General features: G+C 56.9%; 24 protein-coding genes. 5 read left to right on the forward strand and 19 right to left on the reverse strand.

The window, feature by feature from the left end:
• Window positions 1–123: 123 nt before the first annotated feature.
• From ATI45_RS09485 to bioB, 8 genes are all read right to left on the reverse strand, one after another.
• On the reverse strand, window positions 124–1,923 hold the full coding sequence (locus ATI45_RS09485) for an acyl-CoA dehydrogenase C-terminal domain-containing protein (protein WP_098419276.1): 1,800 nt from the start codon (window positions 1,921–1,923) through the stop codon (window positions 124–126).
• Window positions 1,924–2,237: 314 nt separating this feature from the next.
• Complete coding sequence (locus ATI45_RS09490; protein ID WP_098419277.1) at window positions 2,238–2,765, reverse strand: putative metalloprotease CJM1_0395 family protein; 528 nt, start codon at window positions 2,763–2,765, stop codon at window positions 2,238–2,240.
• Between the two features lie 38 nt (window positions 2,766–2,803).
• Window positions 2,804–3,064 (reverse strand): flagellar biosynthesis protein FlgE, encoded by a 261-nt coding sequence (locus tag ATI45_RS09495; protein WP_098419278.1) that lies wholly within the window; start codon window positions 3,062–3,064, stop codon window positions 2,804–2,806.
• 50 nt (window positions 3,065–3,114) lie between these two features.
• On the reverse strand, window positions 3,115–3,807 hold the full coding sequence (bioD, locus tag ATI45_RS09500) for a dethiobiotin synthase (RefSeq protein ID WP_098419279.1): 693 nt from the start codon (window positions 3,805–3,807) through the stop codon (window positions 3,115–3,117).
• Between the two features lie 47 nt (window positions 3,808–3,854).
• The gene (bioC, locus tag ATI45_RS09505; RefSeq protein WP_098419280.1) at window positions 3,855–4,640 is read right to left on the reverse strand and encodes a malonyl-ACP O-methyltransferase BioC; all 786 of its coding nucleotides are present in this window, start codon (window positions 4,638–4,640) and stop codon (window positions 3,855–3,857) included.
• On the reverse strand, window positions 4,627–5,367 hold the full coding sequence (locus ATI45_RS09510; RefSeq protein WP_098419281.1) for an alpha/beta fold hydrolase: 741 nt from the start codon (window positions 5,365–5,367) through the stop codon (window positions 4,627–4,629). Before ATI45_RS09510 ends, bioC begins: the two co-directional genes overlap by 14 nt.
• A complete protein-coding gene (gene bioF / locus ATI45_RS09515; RefSeq protein WP_098419282.1) occupies window positions 5,367–6,563 on the reverse strand; it encodes an 8-amino-7-oxononanoate synthase in 1,197 nt (398 codons plus the stop codon). Before bioF ends, ATI45_RS09510 begins: the two co-directional genes overlap by 1 nt.
• Window positions 6,564–6,580: 17 nt before the next feature.
• The gene (gene bioB / locus ATI45_RS09520) at window positions 6,581–7,645 is read right to left on the reverse strand and encodes a biotin synthase BioB (protein ID WP_098419283.1); all 1,065 of its coding nucleotides are present in this window, start codon (window positions 7,643–7,645) and stop codon (window positions 6,581–6,583) included.
• Between the two features lie 49 nt (window positions 7,646–7,694).
• On the opposite strand from bioB, the gene ATI45_RS09525 reads away from it, so the two are divergent.
• Window positions 7,695–8,453, forward strand: a complete 759-nt coding sequence (locus ATI45_RS09525) for a ComF family protein (protein WP_098419284.1) — start codon at window positions 7,695–7,697, stop codon at window positions 8,451–8,453.
• A 6-nt stretch (window positions 8,454–8,459) separates the two neighbouring features.
• On the opposite strand, the gene ATI45_RS09530 is transcribed toward ATI45_RS09525, so the two are convergent.
• Complete coding sequence (locus ATI45_RS09530) at window positions 8,460–9,581, reverse strand: NAD(P)/FAD-dependent oxidoreductase (protein ID WP_098419285.1); 1,122 nt, start codon at window positions 9,579–9,581, stop codon at window positions 8,460–8,462.
• A 69-nt stretch (window positions 9,582–9,650) separates the two neighbouring features.
• On the opposite strand from ATI45_RS09530, the gene ATI45_RS09535 reads away from it, so the two are divergent.
• Genes ATI45_RS09535 through cmoB form a run of 4 tightly spaced genes read left to right on the forward strand, consistent with a single transcriptional unit; the run spans window position 9,651 to window position 12,921 of the window.
• A complete protein-coding gene (locus ATI45_RS09535) occupies window positions 9,651–10,748 on the forward strand; it encodes a serine/threonine protein kinase (protein ID WP_098419286.1) in 1,098 nt (365 codons plus the stop codon).
• A 52-nt stretch (window positions 10,749–10,800) separates the two neighbouring features.
• Window positions 10,801–11,181, forward strand: a complete 381-nt coding sequence (locus ATI45_RS09540) for a kinase (protein ID WP_098419287.1) — start codon at window positions 10,801–10,803, stop codon at window positions 11,179–11,181.
• Complete coding sequence (gene cmoA, locus ATI45_RS09545) at window positions 11,174–11,929, forward strand: carboxy-S-adenosyl-L-methionine synthase CmoA (protein WP_098419288.1); 756 nt, start codon at window positions 11,174–11,176, stop codon at window positions 11,927–11,929. The genes ATI45_RS09540 and cmoA overlap by 8 nt, the downstream gene beginning before the upstream one ends.
• Window positions 11,926–12,921: a tRNA 5-methoxyuridine(34)/uridine 5-oxyacetic acid(34) synthase CmoB gene (gene cmoB, locus ATI45_RS09550; protein ID WP_098419289.1), complete on the forward strand. Its 996-nt coding sequence runs from the start codon at window positions 11,926–11,928 to the stop codon at window positions 12,919–12,921. Before cmoA ends, cmoB begins: the two co-directional genes overlap by 4 nt.
• 135 nt (window positions 12,922–13,056) lie before the next feature.
• Here cmoB and ATI45_RS09555 read toward each other — a convergent pair whose 3' ends face one another.
• The 10 genes from ATI45_RS09555 to tsaE form a co-directional block, all read right to left on the reverse strand.
• Window positions 13,057–14,352, reverse strand: a complete 1,296-nt coding sequence (locus ATI45_RS09555) for an adenylosuccinate synthase (RefSeq protein ID WP_098419290.1) — start codon at window positions 14,350–14,352, stop codon at window positions 13,057–13,059.
• Window positions 14,353–14,438: 86 nt separating this feature from the next.
• Window positions 14,439–15,620, reverse strand: coding sequence for an ATP phosphoribosyltransferase regulatory subunit (locus ATI45_RS09560; protein ID WP_098419291.1), 1,182 nt, complete (start codon window positions 15,618–15,620; stop codon window positions 14,439–14,441).
• 131 nt (window positions 15,621–15,751) lie between these two features.
• The gene (hflC, locus tag ATI45_RS09565) at window positions 15,752–16,627 is read right to left on the reverse strand and encodes a protease modulator HflC (RefSeq protein WP_098419292.1); all 876 of its coding nucleotides are present in this window, start codon (window positions 16,625–16,627) and stop codon (window positions 15,752–15,754) included.
• A gap of 2 nt (window positions 16,628–16,629) precedes the next feature.
• Entirely contained in the window at window positions 16,630–17,817 is a 1,188-nt protein-coding gene (gene hflK / locus ATI45_RS09570; protein WP_098419293.1) for an FtsH protease activity modulator HflK, read from the reverse strand.
• A gap of 78 nt (window positions 17,818–17,895) precedes the next feature.
• Window positions 17,896–19,194, reverse strand: coding sequence for a ribosome rescue GTPase HflX (hflX, locus tag ATI45_RS09575; protein WP_098419294.1), 1,299 nt, complete (start codon window positions 19,192–19,194; stop codon window positions 17,896–17,898).
• Between the two features lie 130 nt (window positions 19,195–19,324).
• The gene (gene hfq / locus ATI45_RS09580; RefSeq protein ID WP_098419295.1) at window positions 19,325–19,582 is read right to left on the reverse strand and encodes an RNA chaperone Hfq; all 258 of its coding nucleotides are present in this window, start codon (window positions 19,580–19,582) and stop codon (window positions 19,325–19,327) included.
• A gap of 36 nt (window positions 19,583–19,618) precedes the next feature.
• Window positions 19,619–20,674 carry a tRNA (adenosine(37)-N6)-dimethylallyltransferase MiaA gene (gene miaA / locus ATI45_RS09585; RefSeq protein WP_098419296.1) on the reverse strand — a complete coding sequence of 352 codons (1,056 nt, stop codon included), beginning with the start codon at window positions 20,672–20,674 and terminating at the stop codon, window positions 19,619–19,621.
• Window positions 20,674–22,575, reverse strand: coding sequence for a DNA mismatch repair endonuclease MutL (gene mutL, locus ATI45_RS09590; protein ID WP_098419297.1), 1,902 nt, complete (start codon window positions 22,573–22,575; stop codon window positions 20,674–20,676). The genes miaA and mutL overlap by 1 nt, the downstream gene beginning before the upstream one ends.
• Window positions 22,576–22,632: 57 nt before the next feature.
• Window positions 22,633–23,973, reverse strand: coding sequence for an N-acetylmuramoyl-L-alanine amidase (locus ATI45_RS09595; RefSeq protein ID WP_228735958.1), 1,341 nt, complete (start codon window positions 23,971–23,973; stop codon window positions 22,633–22,635).
• 44 nt (window positions 23,974–24,017) lie between these two features.
• Window positions 24,018–24,533, reverse strand: coding sequence for a tRNA (adenosine(37)-N6)-threonylcarbamoyltransferase complex ATPase subunit type 1 TsaE (gene tsaE, locus ATI45_RS09600; RefSeq protein ID WP_098419299.1), 516 nt, complete (start codon window positions 24,531–24,533; stop codon window positions 24,018–24,020).
• Window positions 24,534–24,591 lie beyond the last annotated feature (58 nt).

Consider the following 24,591-nt stretch of genomic DNA (forward strand, 5'->3'; position numbering starts at 1 on the left):
GCGATTATTATTTTTTTACTGCACACAGTTTACCGCAATCCCGTCACTAACTCATGAAAAAAGGCCCGCCCCTTAACAAGGCGGGCCTTTTACGGCATTAACTGTGAATCAAACGCTTCAGCGCTAGATGATGAACGCCTCTTCCGGCATATCCAGCAGGGTGTCAGCACCCGCCAGCATGGTGACTGCATGGGCTCGGGTGCGCGGCAGCATGCGAGTGAAGTAGAAGCGTGCAGTCTGCAACTTGGCGTTGTAAAACAACTCTTCAGTGCTGCCTTCTGCCAGCTTGTCCTGAGCCACTTTTGCCATCTGCGCCCACAGATACGCAAATACCGCGTAACCGGAGTACATCAGGTAATCCACAGACGCGGCGCCAATCTCTTCGCGGTTTTTCATGGCGCTCATGCCCAGCTTCATGGTCAGCTCGCCCCACTCTTTGTTGATCGCAGCCAGCGGCTCAACAAATGGCTTCATCTGCTCGTTATCGGCGTTTTCCTTACAGAAAGTGTGCACCAGCTTGGTGAAGCCTTTCAAGGATTCGCCCTGAGTCATCAGCACTTTACGGCCCAACAGGTCCAGCGCCTGAATGCCGGTGGTGCCTTCGTAGATCATGCCGATACGAGCATCACGCACGTTCTGCTCCATACCCCACTCGGCAACATAGCCGTGACCACCAAATACCTGCATGCCCAGGCCGGCTGATTCGTATCCGATTTCAGTCAGGAATGCTTTGGCAATGGGCGTCAAAAAGCCCAGCAGTTCATCAGCGGCTTTGCGCTCTTCTTCGGTTTTACTGCGTTGAACTATGTCGGCTTTCTGTGCGGTCATGTAAATCAGCGCACGGGCGCCTTCAGCGATGGCTTTCTGGGTCAGCAGCATGCGGCGCACATCCGGATGCACAATAATCGGATCGGCATAGCTATCCGGATTTTTGGTGCCGCTCAGTGCACGCATGGCCAGGCGATCTTTGGCGTAGGCCACTGAACCCTGAAGACCCAGCTCTGCCGCTCCCAGGCCCTGAATAGCGGTGCCGATGCGCGCCACATTCATAAAGGTGAACATGGCATTCAAACCTTTGTTTTCCGCGCCAACCAACCAACCCTTAGCGCCGTCGAAGTTCATCACGCAGGTGGCATTCGCGTGTATGCCCATTTTGTGCTCAATAGAACCGCAAGACAGCGCATTGCGCTCGCCAGCTGAGCCGTCCTGCGCGGGCAGGCACTTGGGCACCACAAACAGGGAAATACCCTTGGTGCCTTCCGGTGCGCCAGGCAAACGGGCCAGCACAATGTGAACGATGTTGTCGGTCAGGTCATGCTCGCCTGCCGAAATAAAGATCTTGGTGCCGATGATGCTATACGAGCCGTCCATATTGGGTTCGGCTTTGGTGCGCAGGGTTCCCAGATCCGACCCACAGTGTGCTTCGGTCAGGCACATGGTGCCGGTCCACTTGCCGCTGATCATCTTGGTCAGGTACGTCTGCTTCTGCTCTTCCGTACCGTGTTCTTCCAAAGTGTTGATAGCGCCGTGGCTCAAACCCGGGTACATGCCCCAAGACCAGTTGGCGGTGCCGTTCATTTCGCTCATCACGATACCCAGGGAGCTAGGCAAGCCCTGCCCACCGTGATCAGGGTCAGCCGCCAAAGACGGCCAGCCGCCCTCAACAAACTTGCTGTAGGCTTCTTTGAAACCGGCCGGTGTTTTAACGCCGCTTTCACTCCAGGTACAACCTTCACGGTCGCCGCTCTGGTTCAATGGCGACAGTACCTGTTCTGCAAATTTTGCACCTTCCTGAATGATCGCATCGATCATATCCGGCGTTGCGTCTTCGGCGCCTTCCAGATTGGCGTAGTGGCTGTCGCTGTTCAGCAGCTCACTCATTACAAATTTGATGTCGCGCAGGGGTGCTTTGTAGTCAGGCATGTAATCGACCTCGGTTTTCAGTGATGGCAGCCTTAAATTGTGGCAGCTGGAAACCCGATGCAGCCGGACGGATTCCGGTGACGTGCTTCGAGTTTTTTAAACGATTGTTTTAAACATACGTTTCGAGGCACAGAATTGTCAAGAGACGCGTCAAAAATAACTTGTTCTGCGTCAACTGCCCTCCTGAATCCAGCATCCATCCACGATCGAAAACACGAAATAGGCGTTTGCCATCAACGTCCTGATAAAAAGGATGATGGGATGCGTGGAAGGCTTTATCGTAGGTTGGTCGAAGGCGGGAAATAAAAGACTTTTCAGACAGAGACGTTCAGAAAACCGGTTGTGCGAGCGCCGTTATCGTCGCCAAAGGCGGACACTCTTGCGTAAGTATCGCGGGCCTGACGAGCGCCCAACGGTTCCTGTACGGCTTGGCCGGCCAGCTCTACCTGAGCTTGCAGCAGAGTCTGCATGGCCTGGGCAGCCACCGCAAGATCTGCCGATGACGGCTGGGCGGGTGCCATGGCGGCCGCCCGCACGGTGCGCATTTTTTCAACCGTGGCCTGAGGGTCACCTGAAACCGCCGATACGCTGATGGGCACTTCACCGCCCACCGCGTATTGCACGCCGTCTGGCCCTTGCTCATAGGTGAACGCCATTGCACCGGCATGCTGACCGCCCGCCGCCTGATGGGCTGCCTCGTGGGCACGCACCTCTCGATCACGAGCTTTCAGCTGTGTCAGCAGTTTTAAATCGGATTCATTCAGGCGTGGTGACTGCTCGCTGGCAGACGACGGACGCGAAGTTATGGCGGATGTTTGAGGAGCAGCGGACGAAATGTTCATGGTGTCAAAAAATAACCCTACCTATTAGGGCGAGGGCCTTAACCCATTATATCGAGGAGCGACCCCAGGGTTTCGTCCGCGGTTTTGACCACCTGCGCGGACGCTTCAACGCTGCGCTTGTACAACTGTAAATCCACTATGGGCTCGATCATCCCACTTGCAGTTGGGCCACCACTGCCCTGGGGGCCATCCACACCACCGCGGGCGATACGGCGGGCAGCATCGTCCATGCCGGCAACACCGCTCTGTATGCCTTGCATACCGCTATTAAGCGCACTGGGAAGAGTACTGTTGATCATGATTACCTACCAGAGGAGATCGTTACAACCTTAGTAAGCCACAATACTGTTCAATTTTCAATCAACGGCGTCACATTCAGGAATTTTGCCAAAGCCTGTGGCCGAGGCTCGCTCAGCCAGGGCATAACACCCAGGCACGGGCAATCCAGGTGCTGTTGCAGATACGCCAGGGTATCGTTTTCACAGCTCATCACGGCTTCCCGCGGCCGGTTCGCCACCCAGCCCGCCAGTACCAGACCATCGCGGCGAATGGCTTCGGCGCTCAGCAACGCATGGTTAATGCACCCAAGCTCCAAACTGACCACCAGAATCACCGGAATATTCAATTGCTGCGCCAGCGCGCTGTAGGTTTCGCGATCGTTCAAAGGCACCCGCCAGCCTCCTGCCCCTTCGATAAGTAACAGGTCTGCCGGGCGCAGCTGTATGCCGCGACAAAAACCGGCTAGCCGATTGGCGCTCAGGTTGCGCCCTGCCTGTGCCGCAGCCACGTGAGGCGCAATCGCCGGCTCCAGAGCGACCGGATTGATCACATCGTAAGGTAACTGTTCAGTCATCGCGTTCTGTAGGATCAGCGCATCACTATTGCGCAAACCTTCTGGCGTTTGCACGCAGCCAGAGGCAACCGGCTTCATCGCCAAAGTACGTTTGCCCGCCTGCTTTGCCGCCTCTAGCAGCGCCGCGGTAACCACGGTCTTGCCTACGTCGGTATTGGTACCGGTCACAAAATACGTTTTTTTGGCCATTGAATATGCCCTGACAGGGTTAGTGTTTAGTCGCAGGTTACTGGGTTTTACAGCGGTTTTTGCCATTCCAGCCAGCCCGCATGATAGCTGGCAACTATGCCGCCACCGGGCTGCCTTGGATAGTTCTGGCACATCTGCTTCAGTCGCCCGGGTGCGGTGACGGTCTTGCGTCGCTGAATGTCCTTATAGCCCGCCCCCAATTGCCGGAGTTCGTTCATCAGCGCCATAGGCGTTGGATAATCCAGCATGATCATCTGCGAGCGCAATTGTGCCGCTGGCAAGATCTCTGCGGTGGTGGCAGCGAAATCCGTGACAGAAACAAACTTGTTGACATGCGTCTTATGGGGGTCGGCCAGGGTCCACGCCTGTTGCAGCTCGTGCAGTGTACCCAGTAAAAGCGTCGACACCCGCAACTGACCACCCGGGCGCAACACCCGCAGGCATTCTCGCAATACGCTCTGCGGGGAATAGCACCACTGGATCATCAGGTTGCTGTAAATCAGGTCCACACTCTGATCTGCCAATGGCAAAAGCTCCGCGTCTGCCTCTAACCATTGGATTTTTTCAGGGACTTGGACTTGAGCTTGGGCGTACGCCAGCATACCCGGCGCCAGGTCTACACCCACGGTATGCGCCCCAAAGCGCTGCGCCAACTGGCGCGTATACCAGCCAGTACCGCAGCCCAAATCAACAACAGTGGCATCCTGCGGTACCGGCTGGGCAATCGTTGCCAACATGGCATCACCCATTTGCCGTTGCAGCCGCGCCGCACCTTCATAGCTGGCGCTGGCGCAGCCAAAATCGGAGGCGACCGCCTGTTTAGTGGCAAACATCGTGTGAACTCGTTAGAAAATCGTGAATGGCTTGCCAGCATTCGGGGCCGTAGAACTCCCCGGGCCAATGGCCCATGCCGTGGATGGTAAGCGCCCGGCTGTGAGCGGGCATAGCCAGATGCTGGGCCCAAGGCGGAACCACTGCATCGCAGCTGCCCCGCAGATGTAATGTTGGCACCGGGCACTGCTGCCAGGCGCGCAACTGGCAGCAGTGCCGCAACCAGCGCACGCCTTTTGCCAATGGCTCGATCGGCTCGGGCAAGCCCTGCTTCAGCCAAGGTTTTATAGCGAGCACCAGTTCTGCCTGGTGTTCGCTGCCATCAATCATCTGAACGAAAAAAGACGCCCGGCAGGCCTGTGGCTGACGCTCAAAATATCGTTCAAAACGCCGAAAAATAGCGGTCGAAACGCCCCAAGGCCAGTTTTGCGACGCCACAAATTGCGGAAAACCACCCAGGGTCACAACCTTATTAACCGAGTGCGGATTCGCCTGAGCCGCAGCCATGGCAACTTGTGCGCCCAACGACCATCCAAGCCACACCGACGGCTGGGGGTAACGCTGGAGGAGAATCGCGGCCGCGTGTGCGGGGCTGTCGCAGGAACTTAAGCCGTCGTCGGTTAATGAAACGACTTGCACCGCGCCTTGCCAGTGCCGATAAACCGGTTCCAGCATGGCCGCCTGCACACCCCAACCGCCTATCACCACAAGTGAACTGGTGCGTGCCATCAAACATTCTCCACACAGGATCCACGAAACACGGGGCTTACAGCACAATCGGGGCGACATTGCACCAGCGCCTGCAGCAGGCGGTCCAGATCGTCAAAGCTATGGGCAGCGCTGAGGGTGATGCGCAAACGAGCCTGACCGTCGGGCACAGTGGGCGGGCGAATGGCCGTCACCAGAAGGCCGCGGCTTTGTAACTCAGCACTGAGCGCAAGCGCCGCTTCGTTAGAGCCCACTACAATCGGTTGAATGGGCGTGGCGGAGGGCATCAGGTGATAACCCATACGTGTAACCCGATCGCGGAAACGATCAATCAGCGCCGCCAGGTGCGCGCGCTGTGGATCAAAGCTTTCGATCAGGCTCAGACTATTGCAGCTGGCCCGCGCCAACGCCGGAGGCATGGCCGTGGTGTAAATGTAGGTCCGTGCTTTCTGCACCAGATATTCGGTTAACCACCCAGGACCTGCAACAAAGGCGCCGCTGGTACCTGCGGCTTTGCCCAGCGTGCCCATCAGCACCGGCACTTGCTCTTCGTTTAACCCGGCAGCCGCCACACTGCCACGGCCCTGGGGGCCCAGCACACCAAAGCCGTGGGCGTCGTCGATCATCAGCAACGCGTCGTGCTTTGTGCACAACTGGGCTAATGGTTCCAACGCGGCCACATCGCCATCCATGCTGAATACACCGTCGCTTACCACCAGTTTGTGGCCCGCGGTTTCTTCCAGCATTCGCGCCAACGCATCCAGATCGCCGTGGTGATACCGCCTGACCCTTGCACCACTGAGTTTGCAGCCATCTACAATAGAGGCGTGATTAAGGCGGTCCGAAAAAATCGTATCGCCGCGGCCTGCAAGCGCCGAGATTACACCCAGATTGGCCATGTAGCCGGTTGAGAACAGCAGGGCCGAGCTGCGTCTGGTAAAGGCCGCCAGTTGGTCTTCCAGCTGCTGATGAGCCCGGTGATGACCGCAAATCAGATGGGAAGATGCTCCGCCCAGGCCGTTATCATTAAGCGCATCAGCCAGCACTCTGCGGTTATCCGGATGATTGGCCAGCCCCAGGTAATCGTTGCTGCAGAACGACAACAAGGGCTGGCCATTCACGGTTAACGCCGGCCGCTGGGGCCCCGAGATTTCCCGGCACTGGCGATGCAGGCCGGCCTCGCGGCGTTGCCTAAGCTCAAGCTGGAAGTCACGCATACACGGTCACTCGCGGGTCAGGCCGATGCTGATTCGCGGGTCGCATCGTAAAACAGATGGCGTGTTGCCTCCTGATTGACGGCCTCTGCCAGCACCTCCTCGTGCTCTTGCTCTGTGCCGCACTGCTCACGCTGCTCCGGGCGAATCCCCAAACGGCGGAACAGGGCCATGTCGGCATCGGCTTCCGGGTTGGCGGTGGTCAGCAGTTTTTCACCATAAAATATGGAATTGGCGCCGGCCATAAAGCACAGGGCCTGCATTTGCTCGTTCATATTCTCCCGGCCAGCGGAAAGGCGCACGTGGGACGCAGGCATCATAATCCGCGCAACGGCAATCATGCGCACGAAATCAAACGGGTCCAGATCGGCCACGTTTTCCAGTGGCGTCCCCTTTACCTTTACCAACATATTCACCGGAACACTTTCCGGATGCTGGGGCAGATTGGCCAGCTGCATCAGCAGGCCAATGCGGTCGTCATCGTCTTCACCCATACCCAGAATACCGCCGCAGCAGACTTTCATGCCGGAGTTACGCACGTTGCTCAGAGTATCCAGGCGATCCTGATAAGTGCGCGTGGTAATGATATGGCTGTAGAATTTTTCCGAGGTATCCAGGTTGTGGTTGTAGTAATCCAGCCCCGCCGCCGCCAGTTCGTCGGCCTGGTCGGATTTGAGCATGCCCAGAGTCATGCAGGTTTCCAGACCTAAGGATTTCACCTGTTTAACCATATCCAACACGTAAGGCATGTCTTTTTTGGACGGACTGCGCCAGGCAGCACCCATGCAAAAGCGCGAAGCGCCCTTGGCCTTGGCCGCACGTGCCTCAGCGACGACTTTCTCAATGTCCAGCAGCTTTTCTTTTTCCAGCCCGGTGTTGTAGTGGCCGCTCTGGGGGCAATATTTGCAATCTTCCGGGCAAGCGCCGGTTTTTATCGACAGCAGGGTGCTGACTTGCACCTCGTTAGGATCAAAGTACTGGCGGTGTAAAGTCTGGGCACGGAACAGCAGGTCGCTGAATGGCAGCTCGAATAATGCCCGGGCCTGTGGCAGTGTCCAGTCGTGACGGAGTTCATTGGCGCTCATTGGAGTTCCTGTTAACCTTCTAAGGATTCTTGGTTTACGGAGAAGCCAAATGATAAAGCCATCGGAGTGGCTGTCAACCCTAAACAAACTTTTGGTTAACAGCAGAAGCGGTTTTTTGGTTAACAAAGAAGGCCGAGCCGGGCGCTGTGTCGGCTGTTTAAACCCGGTTGCCCGCAACGGTCTGTGTCAGGGCTGTTACAACGACCTGCCGTGGAATCGCTGGCATTGTCGATGTTGCGCCCTGCCCTTGCCGTTTCCGGCAGCCGATCATCTGTGCGGCGAGTGCCTTCAGCGACCACCGGCGTTTGACTTGACGCTGGCACCCCTACGCTATCAGTTTCCGGTGGCGGCAATGATCGGCCGTTACAAATACCAGGGTCAAATAGCCTACGGCCGCCCGCTGACCGCCGCACTAGGCGAGTTGGCCAACGAAAGCCTGCTGCGCCAGCCGCAACTGAGACCGGATGTATTGATACCCGCCCCCATGCACCCCCAGCGCAGGCGCCAGCGCGGCTTTAACCAGGCCAGGGATATTGCGGAACAGCTGAGCACGCGACTGGATATTCCGCTAGCAGGCAATCTGGTGCAGCGCCAACGCACTGTTCAAGCGCAACGCACGTTGAACCGTGCACAACGGTTAGCCAACCTGCAGGGCGTGTTCCAAACCACCGGTGCGCCTCCGCCACGAATTGCAATTATTGATGACGTTGTGACCACCGGCGCCACAGCGCGCTTGCTGGCCCATGCTTTGCGGCAGGCCGGGGCTGAACATATCCAGATTTGGGCACTGGCGCGAACGCCGGGATAACCCGGATTAAGCGAGGCGCTCGGCGACTTCATCGGCAATGGCCAGGCAAGCGGTCAACCCCGGCGATTCTATACCGAACAGATTCACCAGCCCCGCGACGCCATGCTGGGACGGGCCATCAATGCGGAAATCACAAAAACCGCCGTCTGGCCCGGCCAGTTTCGGCCGAATACCCGCGTAAGCAGGCTGTAACTTTTCCGGATTCAGCCCAGGCCACCACTGGCGAATAGCGTCAACAAAGGCGGCCTTGCGCTCCGGATGCACACTGTAATCTTCACGCTCAATCCACTCCACATCCGGGCCAAACCGAATCTGGCCTGCCAGGTCCATTGTCAAGTGAACGCCCAGGCCGCCGGGTTCCGGCAGCGGATACACCAACTGACGAAACGAGTGCTGGCCGCTGTAGCTAAAATACACGCCGCGGGCGTACCACTGTTGCGGCTTCTGGCTAGCGGGCAACCCCTGCCAGTTGCCGGTTAGCGCAACCGCACCCAACCCTGCCGCGTTGATCAGGTTGTCTACTTCCAGCACGCAGGGCATAGCGCCACCCAGCGTCAGCCGATGCTTTCCACCGGCTGCGGCGTCGCCACTGTCAATAGTGTTGACCGGCGTATGCAAAGCCAGTTGGCCACCAGCGCTTTCCAGATCTCCGCGCAACGACAACATCAGCCCGTGGCTGTCTACAATTCCGGTACGCGGCGACCACAGCCCGGCCACAGCAGTCACCTCCGGCAGTGCCTTTTCTATCTCAGCCCGGCCGTGCAAAGCCAGCTCCACCCCGTTGCCAGCAGCCTGCGCCTGAATACCCGCCAAGCGCTCGGCCTGGGTTTCGCTGGTGGCCACCAGCCACTTACCGCAATTACTGACATTCACCTTGTGCTGGCGACAGTATTGGTAAAGTTGTTCACGACCTGCCACGCACAGCCGCGCCTTCAAGGAATCCTGAGGGTAATAAATGCCGGCGTGTATCACCTCGCTGTTGCGTGATGATATGCCCTCACCAATGTGCCCGGCAGCCTCCACCACAATCACTTCGTGGCCCAGTTGCGCCAGCCGGCGCGCCGCCGCCAAGCCAACAACACCGGCCCCGATCACGGCGGTTTTTGCGATTAACAACGGTAAGGCCATGATTCCCCCTGGTCTGGATGGCGTTATTGTGGACTGTGGAATTGTATCAGCCAAAACCGCGAGGCATAGGTGCGCTGTCAAGATTACGCCAGCGACGATACCGGTTATACTGATCGGCAAATTCATGGCGGCAGCGAATTCATGACTGAACATTCTGACAATGTGATTTCCGGACACCCATACGATGCCCTGAAGCCAGACGCACTTTTAGATGCGATGGAAGACGCAGGCTTTGCGGTCAGCGGCCGCCTGTTTGCGCTTAACAGCTATGAAAACCGGGTGTATCAGATCGGGCTAGACGAAGGCCCGCCGGTGATTGCGAAATTTTATCGCCCGGGACGCTGGACCGAAGCCTCGATTCGCGAAGAGCACAGTTTTACCAAAGAACTGGAGGCCGCAGATGTTCCTGTAGTGGCACCACTTACCCTGCCCAATGGCGATACCCTGGGCCAGAGTGGACCTTTCCGGTTCGCAGTATTTCCCCAGCGCGGTGGCCAGGCGCCGGATGTCAGCGTAGAAGACACTCTGTACCGGCTGGGCCAGTGGCTGGGCCAGATTCACAATGTTGGCGCTGCCCGAAAATTCAGCCATCGCCCTGACCTGTCGGTGGCGTCAATACCAATCGGCATCGAGCAAAATAATGAACTGTTGCTTGAAGGCAACTGGGTGCCGCGGGACCTGCGCCCGGCTTGGGACAGCTTGATGGCAGACCTGCTGCGCTTATGCCGTACCCGTATTAACGACGCAGGCAACATCAATACGTTGCGCCTGCACGGCGACTGCCACGCCGGCAACATTTTGTGCCGTGAGGACAGAATGTTGTTTGTGGATCTGGACGATTGCCGCAGCGGGCCCGCTATTCAGGACATGTGGCTGTTGTTGAACGGTGAAGATAGCGAGCGCGGAGCGCAACTGGGCGAAATATTGGAAGGCTATGAAATGTTCCGACCTTTTGAGCGCCGCGAACGCCACCTGATTGAGCCACTGCGTTGCTATCGCCAGGTCAGCCACTGCGCCTGGCTTGCGAAGCGCTGGGACGACCCGGCCTTTCCCCGGTTTTTCCCCTGGTTCGGCCAGCCGCGCTTCTGGTCAGACCAGATACTGTCGCTGCGCGAGCAACTTTCAGCCCTCCAGGCACCGGCGATTTCGCTGCCCGGTCAGTACTGAGCCTTTTCCTTATTTGCGATTACATTCTTTCAAACATTTTACAGAGGCCACTATGAGTCAGGATTCGAAACTCTACACCACCCGCAGTTTGATTCTTACCGCCGTCGTCGCCATCATCGGCTCGGTACTGGTGCTGGAGATCACCGGCAAAATTGATCATTCTGACAATAAAGAGAACCTCCCCATCGGTGAATTTACGGCCATTCAGGTCACCCCCGGGGAACCCTTTAACATGTCATCAAAAGCCTCTGAGCTGCACGCACGATGTGAAAACGGCTATCTGGCCATTGCCGCGGATATCGACTCTTCCTATCGCGGCGTTCTGGTGGATTACAAAAATCGTGGCGTGCGCTGTTCGCGTCCCTCACCGACCGGACCGTCAGCCCTGCCGGAGCCAGAAAACCCGGGGCAGCGGGACCAGAGCGATGACTGAACGCCCTAGACCGGTGGCGCCGCAGCAACTGACCGACCGGCTGTTTGCCACCGAGCGCAACCCGGACGACTTTCGCTTTGACGCCGCAGTCGCGCGAGTGTTTCCGGATATGATCCGGCGTTCAGTACCGGGCTACACCACAATTATCCCGATGATTCAGGTAATCACCGAGCAGTACATTCAGCCCGGTACCAACGCCTATGATCTGGGTTGTTCGCTGGGTGCGTCTACCCTGGCCATGCGCCATGGCATCCAGTACCGCGACTGCGAACTCATCGGTGTCGACAACTCAGAGGCAATGATCGAACGCTGCCAGCATTATGTGGCCCTGGATGACCACCCATTACCGGTCAGCCTGCGCTGCGAAGACATACTGACCACCGACCTTCGCAATGCCTCGGTGACAACCCTGAATTTCACCCTGCAGTTTGTACCGCTCTCTGATCGCGCAGATCTGCTGACGCGCATTGCCCGGGCCACGCGCCCCGGTGGCGCACTGATTCTGTCGGAAAAACTGCGCTTTGACGACGACACCGACCAGGAAATACAAACTCGCCTACATCACGAATTTAAACGTGCCAACGGCTATTCGGATCTGGAAATCAGCCAGAAGCGCAGCGCTATAGAGCACGTAATGATTCCGGAAACTCTGGAAAGCCATCGCCAACGTCTTTTAAACGCCGGTTTTGAAAGGGCTCTGGTGTGGTACCAGTGCTTCAATTTCGTCTCGATTCTGGCCATTAAATGAACTCTTTCAACTGGCAGACCTGTTATAACGACCTGTTCGAACACCTTGAGCAGCAACATCAAGGCGCCTGGGCCACGCAAATTCGCCAACAGCTGAGCCAACGCTTTGATGAAACGCCCCACGGCGACGTTCCGCGCTGGCAAAGTGCGTTGAATTTACTGCCGCCGCTGCCCAACGTGCAGACCATACTGGATGTGCCCGCCGTAACCCTGCGCGCCGGCCAAACCCTGGCACGGGAACAGTCTGCAGATCTGGAAACAGGATTGCGGGGCTTGATGCCCTGGCGCAAAGGCCCGTTTGATTTTTTTGGCACCGCGATTGATACCGAGTGGCGCTCAGACTGGAAATGGGACCGGGTGGCACCATTTTTGGCTGACCTGCACGGGCGCCAGGTATTGGACGTTGGCTGCGGCTCTGGCTATCACTGTTGGCGCATGCACGGCGCGGGTGCCGCGCGGGTGATTGGCATTGACCCGGGACTGCTATTTCTATTCCAGTTTCTAGCGGTAAAAAACTACCTGAACGATGTGCCGGTGGATCTGTTGCCACTGCGCATTGAGGACCTGCCGCCAAAACTTCAGGCTTTTGACACCACTTTTTCCATGGGCGTTCTGTATCACCGGCGCTCGCCGCTGGACCACCTGCTGGAACTCAAAGACACCTTGCGCAATGGTGGCGAGTTGGTGCTGGAAACCTTGGTAATAGAAGGCCCGGAAGGCGCCAGCCTGATGCCGGAAGATCGCTATGGCCAGATGCGCAATGTCTGGTTTTTGCCTAGCTGCGCGACTTTGCTGCGCTGGCTCGACCGTTGTGGTTTTGTAAATGCACGGGTGGTCGATGTGACTGCCACCAGCACCGAAGAACAACGCAGTACCGACTGGATGCGGTTCAATTCGTTACAGGATTTTCTTGACCCCGACGACCCCTCGCGCACCATTGAGGGTTATCCTGGCCCGCTGCGGGCGACCCTGATTGCGAACAAACCCAACTAAAAAGTTCGGGGACAGAGAGAATGCGGGGACAGATTTGAAATCTGTCCCCTACTTAAAGACTAAGGACAGATTTGAAATCTGTCCCCGGTTTAAAGACTAGGGACAGATTTCAAATCTGTCCCTGCACTTGGCGCACTACTCCCCAAACGGATGGCGCAGAACAATCGTTTCAACCCGGTCAGGGCCGGTAGAAATGATGTCAATCGGCGCTTCAATCTGTTCTTCCAGGAAGCGGATATAGGCTCGAGCATTTTCGGGCAGCTGGTCGAGACAGGTCAGCCCTACAGTGCTTTCATGCCAGCCCGGCAGATCCACATAAATTGGCTCTATGTCTTTGTAAGTATCGCAGCCAATGGGCGGGCGGGTAATTTCACCCTTCGGCGTTTTATAGCCGATGCACACCTTAACCACGTCCATGCCGTCCAGAACATCGAGCTTGGTCAGGCAAATACCCGATACGCTGTTAATCTGAATGGCGTGGCGCAAAGCAACCGCGTCAAACCAGCCACAGCGACGTGCACGGCCGGTGGTGGTGCCTACTTCATTGCCTTTCACCGACAGATACTTACCCATTTCGTCGAACAGTTCGGTGGGGAACGGACCAGCGCCAACACGGGTGGTGTAGGCTTTGGTGATACCCAAAACATAATCAAGAAACAACGGGCCAAAACCAGACCCGGTCGCGGTGCCGCCAGCCGTCGTATTGGAAGATGTCACGTACGGATAGGTGCCCAAATCGATGTCCAGCAAAGACCCTTGGGCGCCTTCGAACATAATATGTTCGCCGCGTTTACGGTAATCATGCAGCAAATCGGTGACGTCAGCGGCCATCGGCAGAATCTCTTCACCCATCTGGCGCAACTCGGCCAGAGCCGCATCTACGTCTTCGGCTTCTTCTTTGAAGTACTCGGTCAACACAAAGTTGTGGTAGCTCATAATTTCGCGCAGCTTGACTTCAAAATTAGCCATATTGCACAAATCGCCCACCCGCAGGCCTCGGCGTGACACTTTGTCTTCATAAGCGGGGCCGATGCCACGGCCGGTGGTGCCGATTTTATCGTTTCCACGAGCGTGTTCACGGGCCACATCGATGCGCACGTGGGTGCGCAGGATTAACGGGCAGGCAAGGCTGATTTTGAGACGGTCGCGGACCGCTACGCCGTTACTTTCCAGCTCCCGCACTTCTTTCAACAGCGCTTCCGGCGAGAGCACCACGCCGTTGCCAATCAGGCACTGCACGTCCCGACGCAAAATACCGGACGGTATCAGGTGCAAGGCGGTTTTCTTGCCCTCAATCACCAGCGTATGACCAGCGTTGTGGCCGCCCTGGAAGCGCACGACTGCGGCCACCTTTTCGGTGAGCAGGTCTACAATCTTGCCCTTACCCTCGTCACCCCATTGGGTACCCAGTACAACAACGTTTTTGCCCATGATTCTCTCTCTGTGCGGCCGGCCAACAATGAACGGCCCGCAAGTTTGACTATTAAAAGTGCAATAAATACCGACGCGGTGCCGCGTCAGCCGAGTTTTTCAACAATCCACTGGCCTTGGTACTTCACCAGCTGGCGGTCGCAGCCGCGAGCACCAGGATCGCAATTGTGGTCTTCCGGCAGTGCGCGGATAACCGTATCGCTGTGTCGTAATTCCGCAATGGCCACGGCCAGTGTGGGGTCGGGGTCTGCAGGGGACCAGATTGCGCCCTGCGTAGGTGCCCTACTACTGCCCAAAGCCACCAGCGCGCGAATGTCCAGACTGAAACCGGTTGCCGGCCGTGAACGGCCAAAGTCACTGCCAATGGCATCGTAACGGCCGCCTTTGGCAACTGCGTCGCCATGGCCGGGCACGTAAGCGGCAAATACCAGGCCGGTGTGGTAGTTATAACCCCGCAATTCACAGAAATCGAAGCCCAGGCGAATACCCGGAAACTGTTGGCTAAGAGTATCGGCCACCCGGCCCAGTTGATCCAACGCCGCGTCCAGCTCGGCCGAGGCCCCCTGAACAATATCACGGGCCTGATCCAGCGCCTCACGACCGCCGCTGACGGCGGCCAGGCGGCGCAGACGACCACCGGCGCTGTCCGCTGCCTCGTCACCCAACAAAACGTTCAGTTCGGGCAAGGACTTACGGCCCATGGCGTCAAACACTGCGGCTTCGGTATCGCGGTCAAAACCGGCATCGGCGATCAAGTTCTGATAGATGGCGACGTGGGCCAGGTCCATGTGAATGGCCGGCAGACCGGCAACACTCAACGCTTCCAGCGCCAGACTGATGATTTCCATGTCGGCGCTTTCAGAGCTGCTGCCAAACAGTTCGCAGCCGGCCTGAATAGGCGTACGGCCTGTCAGCATGTGCCTGGGACGGGTGTGTAACACGTGCCCGACGTAACACAGCCGGGTAATACCCTCTTCCGCCAAAGTATGGGCGTCAATGCGCGCAGCTTGAGGCGTCATGTCGGCGCGCACACCCATCATTCGGCCCGTCAGCTGGTCCGTCAACTTGAACGTTTGTAACTCCAGATCATGCCCTGTACCGGTAAACAGTGACTCCAGGTACTCTATCAGCGGAGGAATCACCAGTTGGTAACCCCAGTGCTGGCATACGTCCATAATGTTGCGGCGCAAGGATTCAATCTGGCCCGCCAGGGGCGGCAGAATATCCTCGACACCGTCTGGCAACAGCCAGCGATCAGATACTGTCATGAGATTCCGTTGTCTGTTTTAACCACGCCGGGAGTATCCCGGAATCCAAACCGGTCAGAGTTTACACTCTCGGCAGACACAAAAAAACCGGAGTACCTGAGTATTCCGGTTTTTTTGTTTTCTACTCGGGCTTAATTAGCGCCCTGGGGGTCCTTCAGGAACTTAAGGAAGGCGCTGTTGGCGTCGATCACCATCAGGTCATCCTTGTTCGCAAAGGTACTACGGTAGGCTTCCAGGCTTCGGTAGAAGCTGTAGAAGTCTGGGTCCGAGCCATAAGCGTTGGCATAGGTTCTTGCCGCCTGACCGTCGCCTTCACCACGAGTCGTTTCTGAGCGCGCGAACGCCTCTGCCAGAATGACGGTGCGCTGGCGGTCGGCGTCAGCACGAATGCCTTCTGCCAACTCGCGACCACGGGAGCGGAATTCCTGCGCCAGTTTCATCCGTTCTGTCGCCATACGGCGGAAAACGTTCTCACTAACCTGACCAGGAAATTCTATAGCTTTTACCCGTATATCCCGCACTTCGATGCCAAACTCACTAACGGAGGTTTGGTTAACCAGTTCGACCAGGTTCATCATCAGCTGGTCGCGCTCACCGGAAACCACCTCCACCATGGTGCGAACACCGAACTGATTGCGCAGACCGTTGTCGACCCGTGACAACAGCAGCGACTGAGCACGAACTTCGTCGCCACCGGTGGCACGATAGAACTGATCGACGTCACGAATCTTCCAGGCGATATAGGAATCCACATCCAACGGCTTCTTCTCCACCGTCAGGTACTGCCGCGTTGGCAGATCCATGGTCAAAATACGGATGTCAAACTCACGCACCTGGTCAATCACCGGCACTTTAAAGTGAATGCCGGCCTGAATATCGGTTTGCACCAGTTCACCAAAACGCAGTTTTACGCCGCGGTGAGTCTCCGGAATAATAAACACGCTCGACAATACCAGCAGGACTACGATCAGGGCGCCTGCAAGACCAACAATACTTTTAGGTCCCATGATTATCTGCTCCTTCGGGCGTTGGTGTCTTGACGAGTGTTCATTTCCTGGATCACCTGATTGGTGACATCCTGAATATCTGCCCGAGAAGCGCTGTCGCTATTGCCCCTGAGTGATGCCGCCGCGCCTTGGGTCAACCGATCCAGAGGCAACAGCATCATATTGCCGCTGCTTTCGGTATCAACCAACACTTTGCTGCTGTTTGAAAACACGGTCTCCATGGTCTGCAGATACATCCGCTCGCGGGTAGCGACCGGCGCCAACTGATACACCGCAAGCACCTCGAGGAAGCGAGCCGTTTCACCGTTGGCACGTTCGGTTACCTGCGCTTTGTAAGCGATGGATTCCTCAATCATGCGCTGGGCTTCACCGCGGGCCTCGGGAACCACCTTATTACGGTAGGTTTCCGCTTCTTCTTTCACCCGCTGCTCGTCTTCACGGGCGCGCTGTACTTCGCGGAACGCGTCCTGCACCGCGGGTGGCGGCTGAGTGCTTTCAACGTTGACTCGTACAATTTCCAGGCCTGTGCCGTAATCGACCAGAAATTTCTGCAGGCGCTGTTCAACCATCACGCCGAGCTGTGCACGGCCTTCGGTCAGAACGTCATCCAGCGTGGCGCTGCCCACTTCGTGACGCAGCGCACTGTCGGTGGCAAACGCCAAAGCCTGGTTGGAGTCACGCACGTTCAGAACGTAGGCTTTGGCATCGCCTACCCGGTACTGAACCTGAAGGTCAACGGTTACCAGGTTTTCGTCTCGGGTCAACATCTGGCCGTTCGACTGCGTGGTGCGCACGTTGGTTACGCCCACTTTTGTGACATCGTCAATCAGCGGCACTTTAAATTGCAAGCCCGGGCTTTCGGTACGATCATACTCACCGAAACGCAGAACTACAGCACGTTCCTGCTCGTCAACGGTGTAGAACGACTGAAAAACAACGTAGCCGACCACAAGTATGCCCGCCAGTGCCAAAACGGCACCAAAACCACCGGATTTGCCGCCGATGCCCATGTTGCCACCGCCGCCAGATTTGCTGCCCTTGCCTTTACCGCCCAGCAAACTGTTGAGCTTGTCGAGGCCCCTTTTCAGCGCTTCGTCGAGATCTGGTGGTCCCTGATCTTTGCCACTACGACCACCGTTACCCCAAGGGTCGTTGTCGTTGCGGTTTCCACCCGGTTCATTCCAGGCCATAGTGCTCTCCGTTCTTAACATGTCGAATGGCTGCAAATACTAGGGAATTCTTGGCTTTCGGGCAATAGGCGATGGCTTTCACTCGCTTCCTGCCCGGAACACCAATTCATCCTCCCGCACTCCCGCCCGGCTCAGTAGCTGATGCCAGTCGCGGTTTTGCAATCGCACTTCCAGTATGATTTCACCGGTTTCCCGGCTGGATTCGCTCAATACCGAACCCGTTTCATGAAGCAGAGCACGGAACTTGCCATCGGCCGGCCCCAGCACAACAAAATGATGCACAACGTCTTCCGCCAGGCGCTCTACAACGGCATCAAAAAGCCCCTGTAAACCGTCCCCGGTAACGGCCGATACCCAGGCCCTCACCGGCACGCCTTCTTGATTGCGATCCACTCGCGGAACAAAATCGTCTAGCAGATCCGTTTTGTTAAACACTTGCAGGACCGGCACTTCGTCAGCTCCGATTTCCGCCAGCACATTTTCTACCTGAGCTATATTGTCATCGCGACGTTCATCGTGACAATCAATCACATGCAACAGCAGCGCGGCTTCGTTCGTTTCTTCCAGTGTGGCGCGAAACGATTCTACCAGTTTGTGTGGCAAGTGGCGGATGAAGCCCACGGTATCCGCCAGAATGACCGCACCGATATCCGGAAGTTCCAGGCGCCGCATAGTTGGGTCGAGCGTCGCGAACAACTGGTCAGCAGTGTATACGTCAGAACTGGTGATTCGGTTGAATAGTGTAGACTTTCCGGCGTTGGTATAGCCAACCAGCGACACCGTGGGCACATCGGCCCGCACCCGGGCCCGACGCCCCTGGTCACGCTGTCTGCGCACTTTTTCAAGGCGCTTGTTGATCGACTTAATGCGTTCGCGCAGCAACCGACGGTCGGTTTCAAGCTGGGTTTCACCGGGGCCACGCAGGCCAATACCGCCTTTTTGACGCTCCAGGTGAGTCCAGCCCCGCACCAGGCGCGTTGACATATGCTGAAGCTGTGCAAGCTCTACCTGCAGCTTGCCTTCGTGAGTGCGGGCACGCTGGGCAAAAATATCCAGAATAACCCCAGTGCGGTCCAACACCCGGCACTGCAGTTCGCGCTCAATGTTGCGTTCCTGGCTGGGGCTTAGGGAATGATTGAACAGCACCACGTCAGCCTCTGCGGCGGCTACCGCGGAGCGGATTTCCTCAAGTTTGCCATCACCCACGAAAAAGCGCGGGCTCGGCTGCTTGCGCGACCCGGTGACTGTATCCACCGGCTCTACACCCGCAGAAATGACCAGCTCGCGAAATTCGCCAGGGTCTTCGTTACCATCGTGCGCGGTAAAATCAATATTGACCAGAACCGCGCGCTCACCAACGTCAGGACGCTCAAACAATGGGCAGTTTCTCCGGGTTGCTCAAATAAAAACCAGACTTATATAAACAAACACCCGTGCCCCTGCGGAACCCTGGGGTTCGTCAGGAGCGCGGGCGTACTACCGGAACCAGCACAGCAAGACGAAAGAATCAGTCTTCAGACTCGCCCTCATCCTCGCCTGTGGGGTTCTGCGGTGGAATGCGAACATTTCGCGCCGGCACAACGGTAGATATAGCGTGCTTATAGACCATCTGACTGACGGTATTTTTCAGCAAAATAACAAATTGGTCGAAAGATTCGATCTGGCCCTGCAATTTGATGCCATTGACCAAAAATATAGAAACGGGAATGCGCTCTTTTCGCAGCGCATTCAGGTAAGGGTCTTGTAAAGAATGCCCTTTTGACATGTGTATTCTCCTGTTTGAGTAAGTCAGATCGTCAATTTAAGGTTTCAATATGGTGTTAAGGCAGGCTTTTTTCAAGGCGTCCGCAACGATATCTTTGCTATCACTGTCCAGCCAAAGAGCATCTGGCCATTTTCGCAGCCATGTAAGCTGCCGCTTGGCCAACTGGCGGGTGGCGGCAGCCCCTTTATCCACAAAAGCCGCATGGTCGCAATGGCCAGACAAATACTCCCATGCCTGGCGGTAACCTACACAGCGCATAGATGGCATAGAAGGATCAAGATCACCGCGAGTCATCAGGGCTTCCAGTTCATTTAAAAGACCTGCATCCAGCATAGCCAGAAAACGCTGGTAAATACGTTCATGCAGCACTTGGCGCTGCTGCGGCGCTATCGCCAACTGTGCAACAGTATACGGAAGGCTGGGGCCTGCGTCTGCCTGCCAACGGGTGACATAAGTGTAATCTTCACTATCAGCAGCGTTGGCGTCCGCCGTGTTGACGACCACTGCAGGCGGTGCTTGCCACAATGACGAAATCGGCTGCCCGGTCAGGCGCTGCACTTCCAATGCGCGGATCAGCCGCTGCCGGTTATTAGGATGAATAAGGCGAGCCGCAACCGGGTCCGCCGCGGCTAATTCCCGATGCAGCGCTTCCCAACCCTGCAATTTAGCCTGTTGCACCAGCTGCTCGCGCACTTGCGGATTCGCCGACGGCAAATCCGACATGCCATGAAGCAACGCTTTGAAATACATCATGGTGCCACCCACTAACAGCGGAATGCGACCCGCTGTCGTGATTTTAGCCATTTCGGCCAGGGCATCGCGGCGGAAATCAGCCGCAGAATAGGTGTCAGTAGGATCACAGATATCAATCAGGCGGTGAGGCGCCAGCGCCAGCTCGGCGGCGCTGGGCTTGGCAGTACCGATATCCATGCCGCGATAAATCATCGCCGAATCCACGCTAATGATATCGCAGGGCAAATGCTTGCAAAGCTGAAGGGCCAGGTCCGTTTTGCCAGAGGCGGTAGGGCCCATAATGAAAATAGCAGGCGGTAATGCTGCCGCCGGTTGATCGGCAGAACCGGCAGCGTTCATCAGCGCCCCCGTAAAAACAGTTTGTCCAACTCGGCCAACGTCATCACCGTCCAGGTTGGGCGGCCGTGGTTACACTGACCGCTGCGCTCGGTGGCCTCCATGTCGCGCAGCAACGAGTTCATTTCCGGAATGGTTAACTGGCGATTGGCCCGCACCGATCCGTGGCACGCCATGGTGCCCAATAATTCCTGAGTGACGGCTTGAACCCGGTCACTCTGGCCATGCTCAATCAAATCAGACAGCACATCCCGCACCAGCTGTTCACCATCGGCACCGCGCAACAACGCCGGAATTTGTCGCACCGCCAGCGTCTCTGGTCCAATGCGCTCTATGACCAGGCCCAACTGTTGCAGTTCATCGCCATGGGTCTCAACCAGTCCGGCCTCTTTTTGGCTGACGGCCAGCGACAGCGGCACCAACAAAGGCTGGCTTTTCAAATCCTGCTGAGCCAACGCCTGCTTCATGCGCTCATACGTAATACGTTCGTGAGCCGCGTGCATGTCCACCATAATCAATCCGGCGCGGCTCTGTGCCAGAATATAAATGCCGTGCAACTGGGCAATGGCATAGCCCAAAGGCGGCTCTTGTTCGCTGTCTTCGGGCGTTTGCGGAAGGTGGGCGACAAGGCTTGCCTGGTGGCCCTCAGACGCACCGCCTCCGGCATTCAGGGCCTGATAAAAACCTAGCTGGTCACTGGACTGCCACTGATGTTGCGGATCTGGATGTGTAGCTTGGCCAGGCGTTCGCTCGAGGCCGCCCGGATAACCCAAAGCCGGTCCGCTCGCGGCCGAACCTGGTGACGGAAACCCTTCAGCAGAAGTCGCAAAACCCGCGCCGGCTGCAACTGCGTTTTCGCGGCCCAGGGACTGGGCCACCGCACCCCGCAAGTGGTCGTCCGGACGCACGTCTGCTAGCGCTTTGTGCAGCGTACGAAACAGAAAATCGTGGACCAGACGACCATCGCGGAAGCGCACTTCGTGTTTGGCGGGGTGCACATTGACATCCACCGATCCCGGATCTACTTCCAGATACAGCACAAAAGCAGCGTGGCGATTGTTATAAAGCACATCACGGTAGGCCTGGCGTACGGCATGCGCTACTAAGCGATCACGAATCACACGACCGTTAACGAAAAAATACTGAAGGTCAGCCTGACTGCGGGAAAAAGTGGGCAGAGCAACCCAGCCCCAAAGTTTCAAGCCGGTGGCTTCGGCGTTAATGACCACTGCATTGTCAATAAACTGCTGACCACACAGCGACGCAATCCGCCGTTCTTTATCGAGCTCTGACAAGGCCGGTCGCAGGCTTTGCACGGCCCGCTGGTTATGACGCAAATTGAAGCCGGTATCGAAGCGGCTCAGAGCCTGGCGCCGGACGCATTCTTCCACGTGGCCAAATTCGGTTTTTTCAGTACGCAAAAATTTGCGCCTTGCCGGCGTGTTAAAAAACAGATCGCGAACCTCTACCGTGGAGCCCACCGGGTGCGCCGCCGGCGATACGTGCGCGTCCATATCGCGGCCTTCCACTTCGACTTTGCTTGCGGCTTCCTGATTTTCAGTGCGCGAGGTCAGGCTCAGACGGGAAACGGAACTGATACTGGCCAGTGCTTCGCCACGAAAACCCAGCGACTCGACGGCCTCAAGGTCATCCAGACTGGTAATCTTGCTGGTGGCGTGGCGGCTAAGGGCCAGGGACAGGTCTTCAGCGGCGATACCACAGCCATCGTCGCGCACCCGAATCAGCTTGACGCCGCCCTGTTCTATGTCCACATCCACCCGACTGGCGCCGGCATCCAAAGCGTTTTCTATCAGCTCTTTGACTACAGACGCCGGCCGCTCCACCACCTCACCGGCGGCAATCTGATTCGCGAGCCGGGGGGACAGTAAATGTATGTGGGGCATGTCTGGCGCGGACCTCTTTTTTCAACGAATTATTTAGCTAACGGCTCAGCTGAGTGCTCAGCTGGCAGGAATGGTAATGGTCTCGCCTACCATAACACGGTCGCTTTGCATGCCGTTAAGGTGCATGAGTTCACGCACGGACAACTGATTTTCCCGCGCCAGATCGGACAGGGTGTCGCCTCGCTGGATGCGATAGCGGCTCACACTATTCTGCATCTGGCCGTTCTGCTTCTGCCACGCCAGCAAGGTACCCGGCGGTGGTGTTTTGCGGAAATAGCCGTCAATACCGGTCATAATCGCAGCAGATAAGCGCTTACGGTAGACCTCAGTGGACAAGTTCTTCTCTTCCTGGGGATTTGAGATAAAGCCAGCCTCTACCAGTATAGAAGGTATGCCCGGCGACTTAAGTACCACAAAGGAGGCCTGCTCTACGCCGGGCTTGTGCAGCTCGGTCACGCCGCCAAGCTGCCCCAATATTGCACTACCCACGCCCAGGCTGGCGTTAATGCTGGCGGTCATAGATAAATCCAGCAGAACCCCGGCAAGGGTGTCATCGCGGCCTTCCAGCGAAACGCCTGAGCCGCCAATCAGGTCAGAGCGGTTTTCACTTTGCGCCAACCAGCGCGCGGTCTCACTGGTTGCCCCGCGCTGCGACAGAGCAAATACCGATGCCCCTTTTGGCTGTGGCGTGCGGAATGCATCCGCATGCACCGACACGAAAAGATCGGCGTTGTATTTACGGGCTAGAAGCGTGCGATTACGCAGGCCTATGTAGTAGTCGCCGGTACGGGTCAGCTTGGCGCTGAAGCCCGGGCGGTTGTTGATAAGGTCGTGCAGGGTTTTGGCCATATTCAGCACCACGTCTTTTTCACGGGTACCGCGGGGCCCGATAGCGCCCGGGTCTTCACCTCCGTGGCCAGCGTCAATCACTATGACTATGTCGCGTTTGCCCGCGGAGTCGTGGGTAATGGTAGGCTTTGCCGCCTTGGCCCTATCAACGCGGGTGCCGCCCTCGTCAATCAGGTCTACCACCAAACGATGGCCGTATTGCTGGTTCGGTTTCAATAAAAAGCTGCGAGGTTTGACGCTTTTTTTCAGATCCAGCACAACCCTCAGATCGTTACCGTTGCGCACCGCGCTGCGAATTCGGCGGATAGGGCTGCCAGACAAGTCCAGCTTGTCCAGGCTCGCCTGCAACCGGGTGTCTTTCAAATCAATAACCAAGCGGTCTGGGCCAGCCAGCGCGAAAATAGTGTGATCTACTTCGCTGGCCGTATCAATGACCAAGCGAGTGTGGTCCGGCGCCGGCCAGATTCGCAGGCCTTCCACACGGGTACCTGCCTGCGCCACCTGCATGAGAGATAGCAGGTTGAGGGCCAGAAAAGCCAGCATACTCATGCCGCAGATCCTGTTATAGAAATAAGCCATTGAACATCCCTTTGTCACAAATCGATATAGTGCACGTCTTCCGGGCCGATTATTTCCAGCTCATTCAGCATATCGGCGCCCACCTGGGAGCCAGCGCGCAAGATGGCCGAGCGACCATTGCCCTGAGATTCCAGATGCACTGTCAGGTCCGCCATGGGCAGCAACTCTTCGCCCCTTTCCGGCCACTCCACCAGGCATAAATTATGATCATTGAAATAATCGCGAATGCCCATAAACTCCAGCTCTTCCGGGTCTTTCAGGCGATACAGGTCAAAGTGATACACCGGCGGCTGCAAATTTTCGTAAGGCTCTACAATGGTGTAAGTCGGACTTTTTACCGCGCCCTCGTGCCCTAATCCGCGCAGCAGGCCACGGCTGAGCGTGGTTTTGCCCATACCCAGATCACCATCCAGATAAATCGCCAGCGCGCTTTCTGCGCGCTGGACTAGGCGCGCTAACTCCCGGCCCAAACGTTCAGTTTCACTGTCATCCGCCAGGAACAGCCGGCGTTCATTGCCAAAAATTGTCATAGATCCTCCGGTGTACCGCGAACTCGTTTACACAACGCTCCGTTCAATGACTGTTCAA

It is taken from the genome of Marinobacter sp. LV10MA510-1 (assembly GCF_002563885.1).
Classification (GTDB): Bacteria; Pseudomonadota; Gammaproteobacteria; order Pseudomonadales; family Oleiphilaceae; genus Marinobacter.

Coding starts and splice junctions, on each gene's coding strand:
- ATI45_RS09485 (WP_098419276.1), bottom strand. CDS start 1,923: ATGCCTGACTACAAAGCACCCCTGCGCGACATCAAATTTGTAATGAGT.
- ATI45_RS09490 (WP_098419277.1), bottom strand. CDS start 2,765: ATGAACATTTCGTCCGCTGCTCCTCAAACATCCGCCATAACTTCGCGT.
- ATI45_RS09495 (WP_098419278.1), bottom strand. CDS start 3,064: ATGATCAACAGTACTCTTCCCAGTGCGCTTAATAGCGGTATGCAAGGC.
- bioD (WP_098419279.1), bottom strand. CDS start 3,807: ATGGCCAAAAAAACGTATTTTGTGACCGGTACCAATACCGACGTAGGC.
- bioC (WP_098419280.1), bottom strand. CDS start 4,640: ATGTTTGCCACTAAACAGGCGGTCGCCTCCGATTTTGGCTGCGCCAGC.
- ATI45_RS09510 (WP_098419281.1), bottom strand. CDS start 5,367: ATGGCACGCACCAGTTCACTTGTGGTGATAGGCGGTTGGGGTGTGCAG.
- bioF (WP_098419282.1), bottom strand. CDS start 6,563: ATGCGTGACTTCCAGCTTGAGCTTAGGCAACGCCGCGAGGCCGGCCTG.
- bioB (WP_098419283.1), bottom strand. CDS start 7,645: ATGAGCGCCAATGAACTCCGTCACGACTGGACACTGCCACAGGCCCGG.
- ATI45_RS09525 (WP_098419284.1), top strand. CDS start 7,695: ATGATAAAGCCATCGGAGTGGCTGTCAACCCTAAACAAACTTTTGGTT.
- ATI45_RS09530 (WP_098419285.1), bottom strand. CDS start 9,581: ATGGCCTTACCGTTGTTAATCGCAAAAACCGCCGTGATCGGGGCCGGT.
- ATI45_RS09540 (WP_098419287.1), top strand. CDS start 10,801: ATGAGTCAGGATTCGAAACTCTACACCACCCGCAGTTTGATTCTTACC.
- cmoA (WP_098419288.1), top strand. CDS start 11,174: ATGACTGAACGCCCTAGACCGGTGGCGCCGCAGCAACTGACCGACCGG.
- cmoB (WP_098419289.1), top strand. CDS start 11,926: ATGAACTCTTTCAACTGGCAGACCTGTTATAACGACCTGTTCGAACAC.
- ATI45_RS09555 (WP_098419290.1), bottom strand. CDS start 14,352: ATGGGCAAAAACGTTGTTGTACTGGGTACCCAATGGGGTGACGAGGGT.
- ATI45_RS09560 (WP_098419291.1), bottom strand. CDS start 15,620: ATGACAGTATCTGATCGCTGGCTGTTGCCAGACGGTGTCGAGGATATT.
- hflC (WP_098419292.1), bottom strand. CDS start 16,627: ATGGGACCTAAAAGTATTGTTGGTCTTGCAGGCGCCCTGATCGTAGTC.
- hflK (WP_098419293.1), bottom strand. CDS start 17,817: ATGGCCTGGAATGAACCGGGTGGAAACCGCAACGACAACGACCCTTGG.
- hfq (WP_098419295.1), bottom strand. CDS start 19,582: ATGTCAAAAGGGCATTCTTTACAAGACCCTTACCTGAATGCGCTGCGA.
- miaA (WP_098419296.1), bottom strand. CDS start 20,674: ATGAACGCTGCCGGTTCTGCCGATCAACCGGCGGCAGCATTACCGCCT.
- mutL (WP_098419297.1), bottom strand. CDS start 22,575: ATGCCCCACATACATTTACTGTCCCCCCGGCTCGCGAATCAGATTGCC.
- ATI45_RS09595 (WP_228735958.1), bottom strand. CDS start 23,973: ATGAGTATGCTGGCTTTTCTGGCCCTCAACCTGCTATCTCTCATGCAG.
- tsaE (WP_098419299.1), bottom strand. CDS start 24,533: ATGACAATTTTTGGCAATGAACGCCGGCTGTTCCTGGCGGATGACAGT.